Source organism: Kosmotoga olearia TBF 19.5.1 (genome assembly GCF_000023325.1).
Lineage (GTDB): Bacteria > Thermotogota > Thermotogae > Petrotogales > Kosmotogaceae > Kosmotoga > Kosmotoga olearia.
Window position 1 is genome coordinate 173,768 of record NC_012785.1, and the last position, 18,521, is coordinate 192,288.

Sequence of the window (18,521 nt, forward strand, 5' to 3'; positions counted from 1 at the left end):
AAAAATTATTCAGAACGTTTTCTAACATTTCTCGTCGCTATCAATGCAGTTCCCTTTCCATCAAGATCTTCAACGATCACGTCGCCTACTTTAACAGGCGCTTTTACTGCCACCCTCTTGATCTCCTTCATTTTATTTATAATGATGTCTTTGTTTATCGGCCTCGAAGTCTTCACTGACACAAGCTCAAGTTCACCGTCAACAACTTTTACGTTTGTTGTTAATACTCTTTTTGGGCTAACAAGCTCGTCTATCGCATACTGTTTGCCACGCGGACATCTGTTCCCTTCAATTTTGTACTCACCGTTTTTTTCAGATATAGAGATACGACAACCAAGAGGGCATAAAACGCAGGTTATATGTCCCTTCATTCAATCACCTCCACGGTAAGCTTCTCGTGATTCTTAATCGCGGCGAGTTTATTCTTGTTCACGACAATCTGGAGCATCTCACTTGGGACTCCGTATTTGAAAGAGGATTCAATCCCGAGTTCTTTTAAGACCACCGTACCCGACTCCATTGGTTTTTTCAACCTGAGATAAATCCTCAGATTTTCCTCAAGTGATATTTTCCCTGGCACAAGAACTCCTACGTTTTTACCCCTCACAACAGGAAACTGTTTGTGATTTTGACGCTTTTCTTGAGCGGTAAGTGCTGCGTGCCTTCCAGCTATCCAGCCCTCGGCCGCAACATAATCGACGAGATCGAAAACGGCTACGTTGTTTCCCGCAGCAAAGATCCCTGGCTTGGAGGTTTCACAGGTATTGGAAACGAGAAATCCCCTGTTTATACGGTCAACCAGCAACCTGTCGGAGAAATCTTCCACCTGCGGAAGCAAACCAGCAGAGAGAACCAGCGTATCCACGTTGTACCATTTCTCTGTGCCCGGGATTGGATTGAGGTTTTTGTCAACCTCCATCACCTCTACAGCCTCTAAACGCGGAAATCCTTTTACATACGTTACAGTCGCTGATAGATAGAGAGGAATTCCGAAATCTTCAAGGCACTGGACCACGTTTCTCGTGAGGCCTCCAGGATATGGAAGTCTTTCTACAACCCCTACCACTTCCATTCCTTCAAGAAAGAGCCTTCTTGCCATTATGAGCCCTATATCCCCTGAACCGAGAACGAGAGCCCTTTTTCCCGGAAGCCTGTTTTCCAGATTGACGAACCTCTGGGCTGTGCCGGCAGTAAAGATCCCTGCTGGCCTATCTCCGGGAACCATAAGAGAGCCAAAAGGACGTTCCCTCGCACCTGTAGATATCACAATCGCTTTCGACTTGACAATGAAAGCATCTTCCGGAGAAAGGATATATGCAATTTTGTTATCTAAATCCACTTCCCTCAAATAAGCTTGAGAAATGATATCAATACTTTTCTGACTCATTTCTTCTTCCAACCGTGCTGCGAATTCGGGTCCGGTCAGCTCTTCTTCGTAAAACTTCAAACCGAAGCCATTGTGAATACACTGGTTAAGAACCCCGCCGGTACGATCTTCACGTTCAATTAGAATCACCTTCGAACCCTCTCTCGCAGCTCCAATGGCCGCAGCCATCCCGGCCGCTCCACCGCCTATCACGAGTACATCTGTTTTGAGTTTCTTCATGGCCTCACCTTCTCTCTAACCAGCCAACTTTCATCCTCATTCTGCAGAACCTCCGATATATCGATATTCAACTCTCTCGCAAGTATTCTTGCAATCTTCCAGCCGCAAAAACCTCCCTGGCACCTTCCAAAGCCAGCACGGGTTCTGAATTTTATCCCATCTATCGTGGTTGCGCCATCACGAATCGCTTCGACAATTTCCTTTTCTGACACCTGATTACAATGACAAATGATCTTTCCAAGCAAAGGTTCTCTGGAAATCTCCTCGGCTAATTCATTGAAATCCTTTTCCTTGACCCTTGTCTTCTTTTCAGGGTATTTGATCACGGTTTTCCCGGTCAGTGCAAGTCCCATTTCTTCATGAATGATCTCTTCAACAACATATTTTGCAATCGCAGGAGCAGCTGTAAGACCTGGAGATCGGATAGCCCCAACCGTTATGAAGTTTCTGAGCTCTTCACTCCTTTGTATGAAAAAGTCCTTTTCTTTCGTTTCAGGGCGAAGACCGGCAAAGCTTTTTATCACCCATTCCCTTTTTGCAAGCCCGGGCATCAGCTGTTCTCCCGCTTCCATAACCTCTTTGATTCCATCAAGCGTTGTAGAAACATCCTCCGGCGAGAATCCCGGAAGATCCTCCGATGTTGGGCCTAAAAGCACTCCACCGTCCACAGTGGGAACGACAAGTTTTCCTTTCCCTTTCTCGTTTGGCAGGGGGAAAATAATCTTTTCAACGCGTGTCCCAACAATTTTATCTAAAAGAATGTACTGCCCTTTTCTCAAAAACACTTTCGGGGTTCTTGCTCCAAATAAATTGGCTACATGTTCATAATAGAGACCCGCGGCGTTTATAACTACATCTACCCTTATTGTTTTGCCCGAACTAAGTTTGAGGGTTTTTATAGAACCGTTGATGATCTCACCACCAACAACTCCGTCCCCTCTAATCAGAGTCGCTCCATTAAGGGCCGCTCCATCGGCAGCGTTAATCGCTATCTCCCACGGTTCAGTAACCCCGGCTGTTGGGCAATACAAGGCATATTTGTAATCTTCTGCTATCCCGGGTTGAATCTTCTCGATTTCGTTTCTATCAATTATTTGAAGCCCTTTTACGCCATTTTCTTCTCCCTTTTTCATGAGTTCTTTTAACTTTTCGATCTCTTCATTTGTATCTCTTGCCAGCACTATTGATCCTGTCCATTTAATCTCAAAACCAAGTTCATGGCTTAACGTTCTATACATTTGATTACCCAGCACACAGAAACGCGCTCTCAAACTCCCTGGTGGATCATCATAACCTCCATGAAGGATCGCGGAATTTGCTTTAGTTACGCCCTGACCGAAATCAGACTTCTTTTCGATTAACACAACATCCACATCGTATTTTGAAAGTTTCCAGGCTATTAAGCTGCCAATAACGCCACCACCAATTATCGCGAATCTCACTGTTTCACCTCCAAAAAGAAAAACCACGCCAATATTGGCGTGGTTTTCTCTCCTTCTCCACCACGGTAAAATTATTATATCATCTTTTACTACATGACTGCAAGAAAATGATATATTGCAGCTTCTATCAATATTTCAGTTCCATAAAAAACCTACAAAATGATGATTCCTCACATTTTTTTGAGCTTGATGTGGATTTTTCGAAAAAACACAATTATGTGCTTTTAGTGTCTTTATTCTCCCATAGTCTACTTATTTCGTCCTTTTGCTGATTTGCTCACTTTTGACTGAATATGGTATATTTCATACGAGGTGATGAAATGAATAAGTCAGAATCGCTCAAAATAATATCAGAAATAATCAGAAAAGAGGGCAATGTATCTATAAAAATGGTATCTGAAAAGTTGGGTGTTTCAGAATCCACAGCACGGAGATACATAAATGAATTAATCAAAATTTCTTCGCTTCCGTTAAAAAGAGTGCACGGAGGTGTCATTCTTGACACCGGAAAGGGATCCCTTGAACTCATGTTTGACACCAAATTATCTATGAACGCTGAAGAAAAGAAAAGAATCGCTCAAAAAGCTGTGAATTTTGTAGAAGATGGCGACAGCATAATCATCGACTCTGGTAGTACAGCATTTTACATGGCGAAATATCTCTCGAAAAAACGTGGGATAAAAGTTATATCGGTAGATATCAGGGTAACTGAAGAGTTGGCAAAAAATCCGGACATAGAAACCTATATAATCGGTGGAATTGTACGTCCAGGATACTACAGCATAGGAGGAGAACTTGCTGTTGAAACAATAAAGAACTTCTCCGTAGAAAAAGTTTTTTTGACAGTGGACGCGATTGATCTGGAAAACGGAATAACCAACTCTTCAATGTTTGAAGTTTACGTTAAAAGAGCACTTATCAACGCAGGAAAAACCGTTATACTTTTGGCCGACAGTTCAAAGATAGGGAAAAAAGCTTTTGTAAAGGTTGCACCAATAGAAAGCGTGGACATCATAATAACCACGCCTGGAATTGACGCCGACACTCTAAAGCAACTCGAAGACAAGGGTGTAAGGATCGTGATTGTGTGAGGAGGGAAAATATGGCTACTGTAAAGGAAATCTTTGGAAAAGAAAAAGTAATAATTGGTATGGTGCATTTTCCACCGCTTCCTGGTTCTCCGTTGTATGACGACAAAAAAGGGGTGGAATTCATCGTTGAAAGAATAAAAAGCGATCTTAAATCCCTTCAAAATGGCGGAATAGATGCGGTTATGTTTTGTAACGAGAACGACAGGCCATACAAACTGAAGGTGGATTCTGCCACAGTGGCTACCATGAGCAGAGCAATTGGAGAGGTTATGGATGAAATAAGGGTTCCTTTTGGCGTAGATGTTTTATGGGATCCGTTTGCCGCGATAGCCATAGCTAAAGCTGTTGGAGCTAAATTCATCAGGGAAATTATAACTGGAACTTACGTTTCAGATATGGGGCTCTGGAAAACGGAAGTTGGAGAATTTTACAGATATAGAAAATTACTCGATGCTAATGATATAGCGGTGTTTTTTAATATATCTGCTGAGTTTGCCTACAACCTTGACAGAAGACCTTTAGAAGAAATAGCAAAAAGTGTTGCTTTCTCCTCACTTGCTGATGTAATACTCGTCTCTGGCCCGATGACAGGTGAATCGCCTTCTCTGGATCACATAAAGAAGGTCAAAGACAAAGTAGGTGAAAAACCCGTCTTTGCCAATACTGGTGTAACCAAAGAAAACGTAAGAGAGATACTCAACATAGCTGATGGCGCCATAATTGGTACAAGCTTGAAAAAAGATGGAATCACAAGGCGTTTCTGGAATGGTTCCTACTTTAATTCTCATAGATGAAAATGGGAAACCTCTATATAACTCAATCCAGCAAAATGACAGTAGAGCGATAGAAGAAATAGAATACTTCAAAAAGATGATAGACAAAGAAGTATACTTTTCCGTCACCGGAAATACAGTAAATCAGCAGGTAATATTCCCAAAGTTTTTATGGTTGAGAAAACATGTACCTGATAAAGTCAAACACACAAGGTGGATAATGGGTTCATATAACTTCATAAATTTCAAACTTACAGGCATTCCCAACCTTGAAAAGAATTGGGCCCTGGAAAGTGGACTCTGGAAGATTGAAGATGGATGGTATAAGGATATATTAGACGCTTCCGAAATTCCTGAAAGTATCCTTCCAGAAGTGTATGAACCCTGGGATATAGTGGGTGGAACTACCAGAGAATTAGAAGAAGAAACAGGGATTCCCGAAGGCATTCCTGTAACAGCAGGATCTGCAGATCATATAGCCTCCGCTCTTGCAGTTGGCATGAGCAGGAATGGTGACCTCCTCTTAAAATTCGGTGGAGCCGGAGATATATTGTTTGTCACGGAACAATTAAAACTGAGCAAGAAGCTTTTCATTGACTACCACGATATCCCCAACTGCTATGTTCTCAACGGCTGTATGGCATCAAGTGGAAGTATAGTGAAATGGTTTAAAAATGAGTTTGCCCCCAATGTGAACTTTGATGAACTCACCGAAATGGCGAGAACCGCCGGAGTTGGAAGCGGTGGTATTGTCATGTTGCCATATTTCATTGGTGAGAAAACACCTATATTTGATGCAAAAGCCAGAGGAACCATGGTAGGTCTTTCCCTTTTCCACAACAAGGGCCACATGTTTAGATCAATACTTGAGGCGGTTGCATTTGGATTTAGGCATCACGTGGAGGTCATTGAAGAAATGGGTTTTGCCATCGAAAGAGTCTTTATGTCAAATGGAGGGGCTAAAAATGAGCTCTGGAGGCAGATAGTCGCAGATGTAGTGGGTTACGATGCCGTTTATATCACCAACCACCCGGGGTCATCGCTGGGAGCCGCTTTTATAGCTGGAAAAGCAACTGGGATGTTCGAAGATTGGGACGAGATAAACAAATTTCTAAAAACAAAAGAAAAGATATCATACGACCAAGATAATCACGAGGTTTATTCGAAATATTACGAGATATACAGAGATACATATACAAGTTTGAAGAGTGTTTTTGAAAAACTTTATGAAGTGTACCACGAAAAATCCGAATCTTAAAAAAGCCAGATGGGGGTATTACGATGAGCAACTGCAAAAGATTTGAGGGAATGACTGTTTTTATAACAGGAGCAGGTAAAGGAATAGGAAAGGCAATTTCAAAAGCATTTGCAAAAGAAGGTGCAAAACTTGCCCTGGCGGATATAAATAAAGAGGTCTTGAACGAAACATTAGGCGAAATAAAGCAATATTCTCCAGACTCAAGGGCATATGTTCTGGATGTCACCAATGAAACATTGGTCAAGAACGTTGTCGAAATAGTTCTGGAGGATTTCGGTACAATCGATATTCTCATCAACAATGCCGGTGTTTCTACTATGAACTGGTTCTGGGAACTTACTGAAGAAGAATGGGATTATAACATGAATGTGAATGCAAAAGGGGTATGGCTCGTTTCAAAACATGTTGCTCCACATATGATAAAGAAAAGAAAGGGCAAGATAGTAAATACCGCTTCTATGGCTTCGAAAATTGGAGCTCCTCTTCTCGCGCATTATTCTGCTTCCAAGTTCGCAGTTATTGGGTTCACACAGGCAATATCAAAAGAACTCGCACCTTACAACATAAATGTAAATGCTGTTTGCCCCGGATTTGTAAAGACAAGCATGCAAGATCGAGAAATCGTCTGGGAAGCAAAACTCAGGGGAATCGATGAACCAGAGAAGGTAAGGGAAGAGTACATAAAGCAAACCCCTCTTGGAAGACTATGTTATCCAGAAGATGTGGCAAAAGTCGTTCTCTTCCTGGCATCGGAAGACGCAGACTTTCTCACCGGCCAGGCAATAAATGTTACTGGGGGAGCATGTACACATTGATTCGCTCCCGTAAAATTTTCTGCGAACGAGGGGGGAGTTAAATGACAAGATCTGAAAAACGTTGGAACATAATAGCTCATGCCGTTTTGATAGTATTTTCAATATTAATCCTTTTTCCAATCATCTGGACGATTAGAACGAGTTTCGCCAGTGATGTAATCGCTTATGAAATCCCTCCAAAACTTATTTTCAAGCCTACTATCAAGAATTATATGGATATTTTTGTGGAAAATAACTTTTTGTTATACTTCAGAAACAGCTTTATTGTCTCCATAGTTTCTACTTTAATTTCCATACCTATAGCTTCATTGGCCGCATATGCTTTCGCAAGATACAATGTAGGAGGGAGTAAATTTAGAATGCTTATAATTCAAACTCAGATGTTGCCGCCTGTTGTATTAATCATTCCTCTTTTTGTTATCTTTATGAAATTAGGTTTGACAAACACACTGACGGGATTGATAATCTCTTACCTTGCCTTTAATTTACCATTTCTTATCTGGACATTAATAGGATTCTTCGAATCAATTCCTCGGTCAATAGAAGAAGCAGCGTTGATAGATGGAGCAAATAGATTTGTTGCTTTTGTCAGAGTGGTCTTTCCCATAGCCGCCCCTGGAATAATGGCAGCCGCAGTTTTCAGTTTTATATTGTGCTGGAACGAGTTTCTCTTCTCACTTGTTTTGTCTGGACCAGGTACCGCAACTATCCCCGTCAGGTTGGCTGCACTTCAAACTTCTAGAGGAGTGTTGATTGGAAAACTTTCAGCTGGAGTTGTAATTGCGATATTACCAATAGTCATATTAAGTCAGTTTATTCAAAAATACCTTGTAAGAGGATTAAGCTTTGGGGCCATAAAGTAACACCCTTTGACTTATAACCTTTCCATTGGAGGTGGGGAAATGAGGAAATTCTGGTTTGCACTTTTACTTTTGGTAATTTCTACGAGTCTTATGGCGACGACTCTGAATGTTCTCATGGAAGATGTTCCTGAAACCCATATCATTAAGAAATTGCTTCCTGAATTTGAAGCAAGCACCGGTATTAAAGTCAATTTTGAAATCGTTCAGTACGGTGATATGCACGCTAAACTTGTTCCTCAACTTTTAAGCCCAAATTGTCAGTACGACCTTTTACAGGTTGACAATTATTGGGCTGGAGAATTTAGCGCAGCTGGTTGGCTCGAACCGCTTGAAAAATATGTTGAAAGAGATGGGTTCGATATATCCGTCTATTTACCTTCGATGCTAAACATGGTAGGGTATTACAACGGAACTCTGTACATGATTCCTATGTATAACTATGCCATGGGCCTAATTTACAGGAAAGATGTACTGGAAGATCCAGAAATACAGAATATGTACAGACGGAAATATGGAAAAGAAATTGCCATTCCCAGATCTCTTGATGAATATGTAGAACTCTGCAAATTTATTCAAGAAAACACCAATCTATACGGTTCCGCAATGCAGGCACAGCGCGGTGATCCAATCGTTATGGAGTGGTCTAACTATCTCTTTTCATCAGGTGGAGACTATTACGATGAAAAGTGGCATTCGATAATTAATAATGAAAAAGGAATTAAAGCCACACAACTCTACATCGACCTTTTAAAACATGGTGCTCCTAAAGGCGCTCTCTCTTTTAACCTTGATGATGCATATAGGATAATGTCACAAGGAAAGGCCTTCAGTATGATTTCCTACAACTGGATGGTAGCCCAGCTTAATGATCCTGAAAAATCCAGAATCGCAGGAAAAGTTGCCCTTGAACCAATGCCAGGTGGTGTTGGACTCAATGGGGGATGGGGTTGGGCTATTCCTAGGAATGCTCCTGACAAGGAAGCTTCCTGGAAATTTATTAAATGGGTTGAATCATTCAAAGTAGCAAAACAAAGAGCTTTATTAGGAGGAGCTCCCACAAGATTTGATATATTCACCGACGAAGATGTTGTGAAAGCTTTCCCGTATTATCCAAAAATCATGTGGCTTGTTATGACTGCCAAACCTGTTCCCGAATTCCAATACTCTTCTCAAATGATCGAAATTACAGGAAGAGAACTTTCACTTGCTGCTACTGGAGAAAAGAGTATTTCAAAAGCACTCGACACGATTGCAAAAGAGCTTGATAAACTTTCCAAGCTTGCAAAACTCTGGAAAAAATAAGTGGGGTGAAGGGGCTAATGATCAGTAAATACATGAAGAATGAAAAACTAACAGGATGGATATTTGCGACCCCTTCTTTAATTGTTTTGGGGGCGGTTATAGCCGTCCCCCTTATTTACTCATTCATAGTGAGCTTTTCTGATTATACTTTTGTTAGTCCTTTCTTTAATTTTGTGGGATTCCAAAATTATCTTGCCGCTTTTCAAGATAGTTATTTTTGGAATTCTTTAAAGGTAACTCTAAAGTTCGTGGTACTTGTTGTATCAATGGAATTTGCTATCGGATTTGTGATAGCACTGATGTTGAATAGAGAAATTAGATTAAAAAAGCTATATTATACAATTTTGACACTCCCAATGGTTATGAGTCCAGTTGCAGTAGGTTTGATATGGAAAATGTTATTACACCCAGATCTTGGAGTCATAAACTATTTTATAACTTCTCTCGGCTTGAAGCCTGTAAATTGGCTAGCTAATAGTACAAATGCCTTCTGGACATTAATCATGGTTGACATATGGCAACAGGTTTCTTTTATGATTCTCTTGCTTCTCGCTGGACTTGTTTCATTGCCAAAAGAACCTTACGAAGCTGCAACTATAGACGGAGCAAATGAAACACAAAAATTTCTTTATATAACTCTTCCACTAATGAAACCAGTCATTGCAGCTGCGATTACTATTAGAATAATACTAGCCTTTAGAACATATGACCTTGTTTATGTTCTTACAAAAGGAGGTCCAGGAGTCAAAACCGAGGTATTAAGTTACTTTATTTATCGAAAAACCTTCATGGGACTAAATTTATCTGAGGCTTCGGCTACTTCATATATTCTACTTTTAGTAGTCATGGTTATAGTAATATTAGCCTTTCGATTTATTCTTAAGAGTCAAAATATCGGTGAACAACAATAAACTCGAAGGTGTTTTATTCCAGCAGAGGTGTGTATTATGAATATAAAAACCATGATTAAGGCTGCAGAAGCAGCGGGTAAATTAGCATTAAAGTACTTCAGAAGTGATTTTCTAAAGTACGAAACAAAATCTTCCAGTGCTGATCTAGTTACCGAAATTGACATTGCTTCTCAGAATGAAATTTTAGATGTGCTAAGCAAAAATTGTCCTGGCATACCAATAATTACAGAAGAAAAGAACCCACAAACTTATCCTGAGAAGTATTTTCTTGTAGACCCACTTGATGGAACCTTGAACTATTTTCATGGTATTCCTCTTTTCTGTGTTTCAATTGCTCTCATAGACAAGGGGTATCCGGTTTTAGGAGTTGTTCATGTGCCAACATTTTCGGAAACATTCACCGCCGAAAAAAGTAAAGGAGCTTATTTGAATTCAAAACGCATTCAGGTATCAAATAAACTCAGATTAGAGGATGCACTATGTGTAACGGGTTGGCCATACAATAAAAAACTGCACAATTGGACACAAAACGCTGTTAGAAAGATGCTCGAAGTAACTCAAGAAGTAAGAATATTAGGCTCCGCTGCTTTAGAACTCTGTTATATTGCCGCAGGCAATCTTGATATATATTTTGAAATTGGGCTTTCGCCCTGGGACATCGCTGCTGGTTATTTGATAGCGTCAGAAGCTGGTGCAACTGTTTCTTCTATATCGGTAGATGGTTTTGAATTGAATCTTGGGGAAATACTTGCAACCTCACCTGCTATTTATGCTGATACATTAAAGATACTAAGGAAATCATCTGAATAATAAGCTGATTGATCTAGCGTTGTAGATATCTAATGCATTGAGAGAAGATATAGATCAATAAGGCTATGTGGTAAAATAACTTCAAGAAGGATTCGATAGTTGGGTCATATCATTTAGTAGATATGACCCTTTTCGTTTTTCTCATTTCTTCTAATTTTTGCTTACCCAATCACGTAACAAAGGAGGGATCACATGCTGAAGGGTATAATTGCTGCATTATGGGAAAGAACCATTCCACCTGAAAGGGTTCCTAACGATACCATATTTTTCTTGAATGGTGGGCTTCTGGAGCTTCCCGAAAGGGTGAAAAGATTTAAGGAAAGCGGGAAACGTATTTATGTTGATATAGACTTCATCTCGGGTTTAAACAGCGACCATGACAGCGTCCAATACCTTAAAGAAATAGGTGTTGACGGTGTGATCACCGCTAAGGTCAGAACCTATAAAATTGCTTTATCCCTGGGAATACCGGGTTTGTTGCGTTTCTTCGCCCTGGATTCACGCGCAGTAGATAGAGGCCTGGAGCAGATACTCCACAACGATGTTAGAGCTGTTGAGATACTGCCCGGGCTGGCAGCCTGCAAGGTATCAAAAAAGCTCAGGGGATTGCTTCCAAATGTCAATATAGTTGCAGCGGGACTGATCGATAATGTTGAAGAATTGAAAATGATAAAACCCTATGTAGATGCTATTTCCACAAGCAATAAAGAACTATGGTATCAAAGCTGGTAATAAAAAAGGTCGGGAAAACTCCCGACCTTTTTTATTTGTTCCTTTTCTTCAGTCTAACTTCACCGGGTTCATCGGATCAGTTATGTCGAACAGGATGACCCCTTCTTCGGTAACAACTGCCAGCATTTTTTCACCGGCAACAAGTTGCTTAACTTTTGCAACATCCTTAATGGCTTTGACTATTTCAGGGTTGTACGGATCTTCAACATTGAGAACGACAAGATCACCATCAGCAATTGCGTACAGTGCGTTGCCTTTCAAAAGTAACCTGGTGACAGCATAGAAGCTATCGACTACCGTCTCTTTCATTATGTTGAGATCTACGTACTTCAGACCACCCTTTGCACCTGTTTCACCAACAAAGGCAACATCATCTTTCAGTACAACAGCCTGCGCATTTCCGCCTTCTTCTCCTGCATATTTGTAATTACCATCTTCATCTCTCGTCAACTTGACAACACCTGAAAGGAAATCTGCCAGAACAATCTTCGAAGCATCTTCAGAGACATCGATGTCTGAAATAAACAACCCATTGTATATGACTTCAGACTGCCCAGGCAATCCCTGGTCGTCCAATGACACTTTGTAAACCTTAGCTCCAACAGCAGGATCTATATCGAGTATCCATAGAGCGTTATCGGCGTAAACCATGTCTATAGGATCTTTAAGGCCGAGTCCAAGCTCTTGTTTGAAAGCTGGCTGCGTAGTGCTGTAACCCAATTTCAGAGCGATAAGATCGCCGTTATTGTTTATAACGTAAACAAGGTCTCCGTTTATTATCGGTGCAACTTCGCTGTTCAGATCAAGGTCGGTTAACCTGCGTTCGTAAACCTCATCTATTCCTTCAGCAAAGATCTTTTCTACAAGGACTCCATTTTCGATATATACAACTTTGTCTCTTTCCGGAGCTGTCGTGAAGGTATATACTTCGCTATTGGAACTGCCACCTCTCGAATCAGTTGCTTTTACACGCCAGTAGTAGGTACTTCCAGCGTTAAGAATCTCTGTGAGCTTATAGCTGTCCTCTGAGGTGGTGGCAACAAATGTCAGAACGTCAGGATCTTCTCCAAGGTAAATGGTATTTACGATTTCATCACCATCGGGATCTTCTGATTTCCATTCAAACTCCGGTGACAGAGAAACCATTTCGCTTCCATTCTCCGGAACGCTCAATTGCACTCTTGGGGCGGCATTCCCGGTAACAAAGCTCCAGACATCTGAAACGGCTGAGTCTATTCCGTCGCTGGCTTCGACTTTCCAATAATAGACTTTATTTCCACTGTATTCAGTGAAACCGTAAGTTGTTTCTGTAGCCAGATCTATCTGTTGCATATTATCGACATCTGTTCCAATGTACAGAGTGTAGAACAACGTATCACCATCAGTATCGGTTCCTTCCCAGCTGAGCACTATTTCGCCTGTCAGATCTGTTGCATCGTTTTCTGGTGCAATCAACTCAACAGCCGGTGGGTTGTTCTTTGTTGTGAAGGTCCATTTAGGTGATTCAGTTGAATTTCCAAATTCATCCCGCGCTACAACGTGCCAGGTGTATTTTTTGTGGCTTTCAAGCGGTGTCGTTATCGTAGCAACAGGCGTGATCAGTCCTGTGTACAGGGGTTCAGCCTGGCCGTCAAGGTAAACATCGAAAACAAGCTTTGCGTTGTCCGGATCATACGCATTCCACATTAGAACAACGTCAGTGGTTTCCACATCTTCAGACCCATCCATAGGAGTCGGATTGGAGAATTCCACAGGATTGTCCTCAACAATGAAACTGCTCACTTTTCCGTAACGCGGTTCTTCATCTTCTATCTTGATTTTCCAGTAATATGTTCTGTTTCCTAGCAATGAATCAACAACTTCTTTAGAGAATATCTCAGGAAGGGTCAAAGATGTTTTGGATCCTACGAATTCACGGTCGATCATCTTTTCCTCACTGTCGTAAAGCACAAAAATGTAATTTACAGTCCCATCATCGCTGGTGTATTCCCATGAGAATGTGGCTGTAGCTGGATCAATTACGCTACCGTCTTCAGGTGACAGATACTCGAGGTTAGAATCAGCTGTTTCAATTCTCTCAGGCTGCTCTAACCAATTCTTTGCACCGTGAGCATCTGTAGCGACAATGTTGAGATAGTAAATACTATCAGGTGCCAGATTTTCGGCTACAAAGCTTGACAGATTGATACCGGTAGCCACCAACGTCTCAGGAACTTTGCTTGTGTCAAAATAAACCTCAACGAAGACATCTTCGCCTTCAGGATCGGTTGCTTCCCATGTGAATTCAAGAGGAGCAACTGCACCGTATTTCCAGAGGTCTCCAGGACCGGTTATCTCTATCACCGGTTTTTCGTTACCTGTGACGAAGCTGCGTTTTTCGCTTATTCCTTTCTTGCCGATCGGATCGCTTGCTACTACCCACCAGGTATAGGTTGTATCAGGTGTCAGCGGGAAGTCAAGCTCGACCTCTTCAACGTTAGCACCAAGATCTACAACCACGGGTTCTTCTTCGCCATCAGGGAGAAGGAACAGTTTGGCCGTGAATACAGGATCGTCCTGATCAAATACCGACCAGCTGAATTTTGATTTAATTGTTGAAACCGGAGCACCATCGAAAGGTTCTTTTAATTCAACCACCGGTGGTTCATCAAAGGTGGAGAATTCCCATACATCACTCGTGACTGTGGCAGCACCATCGGTTGCAGTTACTCTCCAGTAATAGGTGCTTCTGGGACTGAAAATGCCTTCCACTGTTATTGTTTTTTCTTCAAGGGTTGCAGAAGCTATCAAAGTTTCAAAAGTCGTGTCAGTCGCTATTTCGATTGTGTAGGTTAAGGCATCTCCGTCAGGATCATCGCAACTCCAGGCAAAGATTAGCCTATCGAAATTATCCAGATCGGTAGCACCTGGAGTGGGACTCTCAGCAATAGGTCTATTGGGTTCAGTGTTTTCTGTGAAGAACATGTGTTCTTCCGTTACAGTTGAAGCCTTCTTTGAATCAATTGCTTCAACCCTCCAGAAGTACTGTGAACGTGCCTGAACCTTTTCAAGCTTGAAGGTGCTGTCTGGTGTTTCGTACATTTCTTCTTCGCCTTCAGCTTGTCTGATGAACACATGATAAATCACATCATCGCCATCAGGATCGAAACAGTGCCATTCCAGAACAACGCTTCTTGGATCAATAAATGTCCCATCTTCAGGAGAAAGGATCTCAACAACAGGCGCTCTATTGCCAACAACAAACTTTCTTTCCACGCTGCCCTGGCCACCGTAAGTATCCCTGGCAACAACCTTCAGCGAATATGTGGAAGCACTGTCAAGTCCTGTAACAGCAATGAAATCATCCTCAAGATTTGTCGCCAGCGTGGTGTAAAGTTCTCCAACCTTCGCAATGTAAACATCGTATACAAGGCTATCACCGTCAGCATCTGTTCCAATCCAGCTAAACGTTGCGTCTCTGGAAACTTCCTGCATTTCTTCCGCTGGGTAGACAAAAGCAACTTCCGGTTCTGTATTTGACATTTCAAATGCCCACTCATCGCTCTTGATGGCCTTGCCATCATATGCACCTTCAGCGACCACATACCACTTATAGCTGGTATGGCCTTTCAGCTTTTCATCAAGTACGAACTTTATGGGACTGGAAAGCTCTTCGGGGTTTTTGACGACAGGGCCAAAAACCTTTTCTCCTTCGTCAGAAACGATGTGTATCTGGAATTTCACCGGCCAATAATAGCGGTTGTATTCGACTTTCCAGGTTAATTCAACAGGCTGTTCTCCAACAACGGAAGTATCGGCTGGACTTATCAGGGTTATACCCTTCAACCGCGGCGCCACTTCTGTTGTGAATGCATAGGTTCCGGAGATTCTTTCTCCACCGTAACCATCTTTTGCAATTACCTTCCAATAATATTTCTTGCCGAATTCGAGTTCTTCTATTGTGTAGCTTGTAGCAGATCCAACGTTCACTTTTTCGGGGTTTGTAAAACGTATGTCAGTATCAAACATCACCGTAAAAGTAAGATTATCTCCATCGGGATCTCCACCGGAAATCCATTTCAGGGTCAAACCACGTGCAGTAACGTTCGCCGAATTGTTGGCAGGAGCAACCAACTCGGGTTTATCTGGATCGCTATTCTTGAGTTTGAAAGTCCAAATTTCACTTTCATCATATTTTCCTTTTTCGTTGAATACTTTAACTTTCCACCAATATTGCTTATGGGGCTTAACATTGGCTTCATAACTGAATTTCACAATGTCCTTTGCTTCCCTTGACGGGACACCTTTAACACCTTCGGCAATCTTCCGAAGAGCGTCTTTGCTTTCACCCATCCAGATCTCTGCCGTAAGTGTTTCACTGGTTTTTTTATACATTACGTCCCAGCTTAACTCAATCGTCTTACTGTATTTCACTGTGTCATCGTTATTTCGTGGCACAGGTGATACAGCGTTGACGAGTATCTTCGGTGGTTCGGTACACGAAGACAGAGTGAAGATCATTCCAATTACCAGAATGGCGAGTAACACAAAGGATAGCGTTGGACTACTCAGACTCTTACTTTTCCTGGACATTCTTATCCCTCCTCAGACACGTATATTTATTTCATTTGCAGTGAATTTATCACTTCCATACCTTTGATCAGAACCAATTCCGTTTAATTTCATTACATGTCTAGATTCTATATTAAGATCTTTACCGATTTTTTGAACTATCAAATAACTCAATTGAGCTCTCTTTACAAAACTATTCGAAGATTTCCTATCCACCATTTCTACCACAGGTTGCCATGTGCCGGTATTGGCATAAAATTTCAGTTCACCATCCACCGGAATTCCTCTCAACGTATGTCTATGATTATGCCCCATAATCACCCCCTTTATATCTGTGGGAAGTACCTCAGGAACACCATTGCAGTAACCAACAAAATTAGTTTTCCTCATTACTTTCTTAAATCCTTTTTCAAAGGAGCAACCAAGAATTCGTCGAGCGCATCTATATAAATAATCGGTTTGCATAAATCGTCTGAAACTCATGATTACACGGATTATCCATTCTCCAAATTTCATACCGCCAAAACGATTGACAAAAATCGTCGTTAGATATCTCAATCTCGGATAGTTAGTCTTCAACCAGCTCTGCGCTTCAGGCGTCTTGAGCATTTCTATAAACGTCTTCGTCCAGAGTTCCAGAAGATCCGTATCGACGTCATAACGCTGCCTGATATGTTCAAACCATTGAAAGACATCCAGAGTAGGGTGCACAAATCGATAATCATTTATAAATGGCACCGGTGCATTCAATCTTTTCAACTTTTCTTCAAAATTTAGCACCATGTACCGCGCCATAAAGTTCCCAAAAGGAGCCAAAAGATTACCGTTATCGTCTTTTGAGAATCTTCCCACAATGTCAAATTGGTTTCCGTGAAGGGTGAAAAGCTGCATCTCTGCGTCATAATAGAAAGGCAAAATCCTTACATTTTTTTGACCACCCAGAGCTTCTATGAGGCTGTTTCGCAATTCCGGATTTTCGAGCAGATAATGATCGTGGTTCCCGACAACATACACAATTTTCCCATACTCGGAAAATCGCCTGAAAGCGTCAAAAACACGAGTATGACGACTTTCAATGTCAGATATGAGTCTGGATGTCAATGACCTCGAAAGAATCGGATAAGGCAACAACCCGAGAGATTTAACTTCATTTGAATTAACCAGCTCTAATCCGTCACCAACAATCACAAGCTCAGAACAACCTGAAATTACAAGTGATTCTATAAGGTCGGCGAGCTCGTTATCGTATTCAAAATCGGTTTCGAATGTTCCATCACCAATATGAAGATCCCCCAGATAAACCTTTGTTACCATACGTTGTGATTTTACCATACACCGTTAAATGCGACAATTCCTAACCGTTTTCATTTTACCTCAGTATCTTCAAATTTCCCAAAAATCATGCGACAATAATAGCGATGGGAGAGATGTCATGTTTTTTTATGTGATCGATTTTCTATTTTCGATTCCCTTGATAACTAATAGTGTTGAGGATTTTTTACTGGCATTTCTAATCAGCGGATTCGTGTCTCTTTCAATGAGGGGGTATGAATCACAGATTATCCTTGATCCCAAAGAAAGAAAAATTTCTTTCTTTGGGTCATTGGTGATGGTAACGATTCTGTTTTTTGTTTTTACCGGATCTGATATAATCATTCTTTTGCCTGCGTTATTATCCGCACTATTCCGCTATACAATCCTCTTTCGGTTCAAAAGATTTTTCAAGCTCAGACCAATGACCGTTGATCCCGGAACAGTCGAAGAAGACTTTCAGGAGCTTGTCCACGTAAAAACTTATGATGGTTTTAAGAGATTTCTCGACTTTGTTTTTGGAGTAGTTTTTCTGATTCTTTTGACTCCAATCTTTCTCATAATAGCCGTACTAATCCTGATCACTTCCGGAAGACCCGTGTTCATAACACAGGATCGCATGGGAAGAAATGAGAAGGTATTCAAAATGCTCAAGTTCAGAACGTTCACGAACGGCGAACATCACAAGAGAATAACCAGGGTTGGCAAAATTTTGCGCCCACTGAGGCTCGATGAGCTCCCCCAGATTATCAACATCATTCTCGGCGAAATGAGCCTGGTTGGCCCCAGACCAGAACTCAAAGCCTTTCACGAGATGGGTAAAAAACACGTTCCAAACTATAAGCTTCGTTTACTGGTGAGACCCGGTCTCACCGGCTGGGCACAGATTAACTATAAATACACTACAACCCCTGAGGAATACATGATAAAAACCTCATACGATCTGTACTACGTTTTGAATCGCTCTCTGAGACTGGATATCCTGTGCTTGCTCAAAACTCCCTACGCTGTAATAAAATCTCTGGTGTCTAAAGATTTCTAGGCTGCTAATAAAAA

General features: G+C 41.4%; 15 protein-coding genes. 10 read left to right on the forward strand and 5 right to left on the reverse strand.

The annotated features are described in order from the left end of the window. Positions 1 to 5 precede the first annotated feature (5 nt). The 3 genes from KOLE_RS00815 to KOLE_RS00825 are packed head-to-tail and all read right to left on the reverse strand — an operon-like array spanning position 6 to position 3,048. Positions 6 to 371 (reverse strand): DUF1667 domain-containing protein, encoded by a 366-nt coding sequence (locus tag KOLE_RS00815; RefSeq protein ID WP_012744671.1) that lies wholly within the window; start codon positions 369 to 371, stop codon positions 6 to 8. After that, positions 368 to 1,606, reverse strand: coding sequence for an NAD(P)/FAD-dependent oxidoreductase (locus tag KOLE_RS00820; RefSeq protein ID WP_012744672.1), 1,239 nt, complete (start codon positions 1,604 to 1,606; stop codon positions 368 to 370). Before KOLE_RS00820 ends, KOLE_RS00815 begins: the two co-directional genes overlap by 4 nt. Then, complete coding sequence (locus KOLE_RS00825) at positions 1,603 to 3,048, reverse strand: NAD(P)/FAD-dependent oxidoreductase (protein ID WP_012744673.1); 1,446 nt, start codon at positions 3,046 to 3,048, stop codon at positions 1,603 to 1,605. The genes KOLE_RS00820 and KOLE_RS00825 overlap by 4 nt, the downstream gene beginning before the upstream one ends. Positions 3,049 to 3,368: 320 nt before the next feature. Between KOLE_RS00825 and KOLE_RS00830 the strand changes: the two genes are divergently transcribed. From KOLE_RS00830 to KOLE_RS00870, 9 genes are all read left to right on the forward strand, one after another. Then, positions 3,369 to 4,139: a DeoR/GlpR family DNA-binding transcription regulator gene (locus KOLE_RS00830; protein ID WP_012744674.1), complete on the forward strand. Its 771-nt coding sequence runs from the start codon at positions 3,369 to 3,371 to the stop codon at positions 4,137 to 4,139. Positions 4,140 to 4,150: 11 nt separating this feature from the next. Continuing rightward, entirely contained in the window at positions 4,151 to 4,933 is a 783-nt protein-coding gene (locus KOLE_RS00835) for a BtpA family protein (RefSeq protein ID WP_012744675.1), read from the forward strand. Next, complete coding sequence (locus tag KOLE_RS00840) at positions 4,905 to 6,170, forward strand: FGGY-family carbohydrate kinase (RefSeq protein ID WP_012744676.1); 1,266 nt, start codon at positions 4,905 to 4,907, stop codon at positions 6,168 to 6,170. Before KOLE_RS00835 ends, KOLE_RS00840 begins: the two co-directional genes overlap by 29 nt. Before the next feature lie 23 nt (positions 6,171 to 6,193). After that, the gene (locus tag KOLE_RS00845) at positions 6,194 to 6,985 is read left to right on the forward strand and encodes an SDR family NAD(P)-dependent oxidoreductase (RefSeq protein WP_012744677.1); all 792 of its coding nucleotides are present in this window, start codon (positions 6,194 to 6,196) and stop codon (positions 6,983 to 6,985) included. 41 nt (positions 6,986 to 7,026) lie between these two features. Next, on the forward strand, positions 7,027 to 7,848 hold the full coding sequence (locus tag KOLE_RS00850; protein WP_012744678.1) for a carbohydrate ABC transporter permease: 822 nt from the start codon (positions 7,027 to 7,029) through the stop codon (positions 7,846 to 7,848). Between the two features lie 39 nt (positions 7,849 to 7,887). Further along, the gene (locus KOLE_RS00855) at positions 7,888 to 9,150 is read left to right on the forward strand and encodes an extracellular solute-binding protein (protein ID WP_012744679.1); all 1,263 of its coding nucleotides are present in this window, start codon (positions 7,888 to 7,890) and stop codon (positions 9,148 to 9,150) included. A 17-nt stretch (positions 9,151 to 9,167) separates the two neighbouring features. Then, positions 9,168 to 10,061: a carbohydrate ABC transporter permease gene (locus KOLE_RS00860; RefSeq protein ID WP_012744680.1), complete on the forward strand. Its 894-nt coding sequence runs from the start codon at positions 9,168 to 9,170 to the stop codon at positions 10,059 to 10,061. 36 nt (positions 10,062 to 10,097) lie between these two features. Next, positions 10,098 to 10,871, forward strand: coding sequence for an inositol monophosphatase family protein (locus tag KOLE_RS00865; protein ID WP_012744681.1), 774 nt, complete (start codon positions 10,098 to 10,100; stop codon positions 10,869 to 10,871). 192 nt (positions 10,872 to 11,063) lie between these two features. Then, positions 11,064 to 11,603, forward strand: coding sequence for a glycerol-3-phosphate responsive antiterminator (locus KOLE_RS00870; protein ID WP_012744682.1), 540 nt, complete (start codon positions 11,064 to 11,066; stop codon positions 11,601 to 11,603). A gap of 48 nt (positions 11,604 to 11,651) precedes the next feature. Here KOLE_RS00870 and KOLE_RS00875 read toward each other — a convergent pair whose 3' ends face one another. Both KOLE_RS00875 and KOLE_RS00880 read right to left on the reverse strand, forming a co-directional pair. Next, entirely contained in the window at positions 11,652 to 16,175 is a 4,524-nt protein-coding gene (locus KOLE_RS00875) for a fibronectin type III domain protein (RefSeq protein WP_012744683.1), read from the reverse strand. A gap of 12 nt (positions 16,176 to 16,187) precedes the next feature. Continuing rightward, positions 16,188 to 17,468 carry a metallophosphoesterase gene (locus KOLE_RS00880; RefSeq protein ID WP_158302996.1) on the reverse strand — a complete coding sequence of 427 codons (1,281 nt, stop codon included), beginning with the start codon at positions 17,466 to 17,468 and terminating at the stop codon, positions 16,188 to 16,190. A gap of 118 nt (positions 17,469 to 17,586) precedes the next feature. On the opposite strand from KOLE_RS00880, the gene KOLE_RS00885 reads away from it, so the two are divergent. Next, positions 17,587 to 18,507, forward strand: a complete 921-nt coding sequence (locus tag KOLE_RS00885) for a sugar transferase (RefSeq protein WP_012744685.1) — start codon at positions 17,587 to 17,589, stop codon at positions 18,505 to 18,507. The last annotated feature ends 14 nt before the right edge of the window (positions 18,508 to 18,521 follow it).